We start from the raw sequence: 2,709 nt of genomic DNA, 5'->3' as shown, positions 1-2,709 counted from the left end.
ACTCCAGCAGAACTTGGAGATAGTGATAAAGTTTCAATAGGAGACATATCTATAGCTATAGGTAATCCACTTGGATTAGAATTGCAAAGAACAGTTACACAAGGTATAATCAGTGGACTAGATAGAATATGAAGGACTCCTTTGAGGTTTCTTGGTCAAGAATTTTAGGTACTTTACTTGGTGGTATAATTGGTTATTTATCTACATTTTTTTTAAGGGAAAATATTATTACTGCAACTTTAGGAGTTATTATAATTATTCATCTTTGCAACATATTAAAAATTTCTGATGCCTCAGCTATTGCGTCTGTAACCTTTATATCCATTTGTTTAGGTGTTGGTGATAATCACGCATTAAATTATTCTATTATGAGAACTATTGATACTCTTGTCGGTGTTGTAATTGCATTAATAGTTAATTATTCTGTAAGTCGAACTAAATATACAGAATATTTATTAGTCTCTTTTAACTCCGCTTCTAAAGATTGCTTAAGTATTATTTACTCTATGATTAAGAACAAAGATTTTTCTTCATCTTATACTAAGCTCAATAGTAGATACTCAGATTTACAAGAATACTATAATCAGTTAGTCGATGAAATACCTTATTCCAATGAAACTTATAATTTAAGTGATTTATATCATAGTTTTGATATTTGCGAGCAATTAATTCATCATATACACGGATTATATCTAATAGAAAAAAGAGTTTGTTCTATGGATACGATTTTCAATGAAAACATATATAATTATCATAAAAAAAGTATATTAAATCTTTTGTCTCAATATAAACAAGAAAAAAATAATCCAGAGAAAGATTAATGCTTATTCTGGATTATTTCAATTTTATTTTAAAGCTTCTAATGCTTTTTCGTAATTTGGCTCATCTGTAATTTCATCTAAGTATTCAACATATACAACTTTGTTATTTTCATCTACTACAAAAACCGCTCTAGATAAAAGCCCAAGTTCATTTATGTATACTCCATAATTATCACCAAACTCTCTGTCTTTGTAGTCTGATAAAGTTTTCACTCTATCTATTCCAGCTCCACCACACCATCTACCTTGAGCAAATGGTAAATCCATAGAAATTGTATATATAGTTACATTTTTACCTAATTTTACCGCTTCTTGATTAAATTTTCTAACCTCAGTATCACATACTGGTGTATCTAAAGATGGTACTGTTAAAAATACTCTTTTTCCTTTTGTATTACTAAGTTTAAATGGATTTAAATCATTATCTACTACCGTGAAATCGGGAGCAGTATCTCCTACTTTTACCTGTGTTCCTTTTAATGTTAATGGATTTCCTTGAAATGTTACCTTCATCTATCTTACCTCCTATAAAATCTTACTAAAATTAGTTTTCATTTTTAAGGAGTATTTATACTTGTATTTTTAATTTAATTGTCAGTTATAGCAATCTTAATAATTTATTTTATTAATCATATCAATATACTGAGTGTCTCCAAGTCCATATTTTGAAAATGTATTAAATAATTTATTTAATAAAATATCTGTATCATCATTTTTGTGATTTTTTATATAAGTTATAATCTCATTTTCACTCTTAGAAAATTCCAAATAAAGTCTAATACATTCTTTTAAAGTATCTATTTTTACATCTATAACTTCTTTCTTATTAATCATAACTCTTATATATATTTCATAATATCCCTCAACATAAATATTGTAAGTATCTAATAATTTAAATTCATTTCCTACTAAATTAAAAAGTACATCTCCCTTAAAACCTGAATAATCAAGATATGCTAATAAAATTAATAAGTTAATTTGGCAAAACATATCATCATCAAACCATAATATAACCTTATCAAAATCTAATTTTATAAGAGGGCTTAAATTATTTAAGGTTATTTCTCTATACTTATCCAAAGATACTTTATGAATATTACATCTTTTATTTATAAAGTCATCCGAAAATATATCTTCACTAACCTCCCCAATGCACATTGCCTCATTAAATGGGATATTAATTCCATCTGTAACAATATTATTTCTTTGAAAATAATCATACATTAATTGACCATTTAAAATATTAATGATTTTTTTGTCCATAATAAATCCCCCTATTTTATTTGTCTAAGCTCATCAAAGCTAAAATTCAAAAGTGCATTTAATTTATTCCTTCTCTCTTTAACATCTTCTGTGTTTTTGATTATATTTTTTCTAGCCTCACCAAGTAGACTAACATACTCTTCATAACTTTCATCATAAACTTCTTCCAAGTCTTTTCTAATTTTACTTGATAAAGATGGACTTTTTCCTCCTGTAGATACACTTAATAGTAAATCCCCTCTCTTTACAAAAGATGGCACTGTAAAGTTAGATAAATTAGCATTATCAACAACATTTACTAATTTCCCGTGTTCTCTACAATAAAGACCTATTTCTCTATTTACATCTTCATTATTAGTAGCTGCCACAACCACAAATGCATCTTTTATATACTTTTCATCGTAATTATCTTTTATAGTATCTATGCAATCTTTTAAACCCTCAAATTCTTCTATGAAATCTTTGCTGATTACTCTTACTTTTTTATTGAAAGCTAAGAAATTAATACACTTTCTATAAGCAACTTTTCCTCCACCAATAATAATTATATTCATATCATCTATTTTCAAATTAATTGGATAAAACATATTCTCCTCCAAACTCAATATCTTATTTAAATATCCAT

Annotated in this window: 4 protein-coding genes and 1 pseudogene; 2 read left to right on the top strand and 3 right to left on the bottom strand. The window is 26.5% G+C overall.

Annotated elements, in window-relative coordinates; all coding sequences use genetic code 11:
• Together NSA58_RS20930 and NSA58_RS18500 are read left to right on the top strand one after the other, a co-directional pair.
• Nucleotides 1-126: pseudogene (locus tag NSA58_RS20930) on the top strand (protease); the annotation flags it as partial.
• 2 nt (nt 127-128) lie between these two features.
• Nucleotides 129-821: an FUSC family protein gene (locus NSA58_RS18500; protein WP_257560820.1), complete on the top strand. Its 693-nt coding sequence runs from the start codon at nt 129-131 to the stop codon at nt 819-821.
• Nucleotides 822-845: 24 nt separating this feature from the next.
• On the opposite strand, the gene tpx is transcribed toward NSA58_RS18500, so the two are convergent.
• The 3 genes from tpx to NSA58_RS18485 all read right to left on the bottom strand — a co-directional run.
• Complete coding sequence (gene tpx / locus NSA58_RS18495) at nt 846-1,334, bottom strand: thiol peroxidase (RefSeq protein ID WP_257560819.1); 489 nt, start codon at nt 1,332-1,334, stop codon at nt 846-848.
• Nucleotides 1,335-1,430: 96 nt separating this feature from the next.
• Entirely contained in the window at nt 1,431-2,084 is a 654-nt protein-coding gene (locus NSA58_RS18490) for a hypothetical protein (RefSeq protein ID WP_074429809.1), read from the bottom strand.
• Nucleotides 2,085-2,095: 11 nt separating this feature from the next.
• The coding region (locus NSA58_RS18485; protein ID WP_257560818.1) for a precorrin-2 dehydrogenase/sirohydrochlorin ferrochelatase family protein at nt 2,096-2,709 on the bottom strand (614 nt) is incomplete at its 5' end.

The sequence above is a fragment of the Terrisporobacter muris genome, assembly GCF_024621905.1.
GTDB lineage: Bacteria > Bacillota > Clostridia > Peptostreptococcales > Peptostreptococcaceae > Terrisporobacter > Terrisporobacter muris.
Note: the sequence above shows the minus strand (reverse complement) of the source record. Positions and strands in the feature narration are given on the sequence as shown.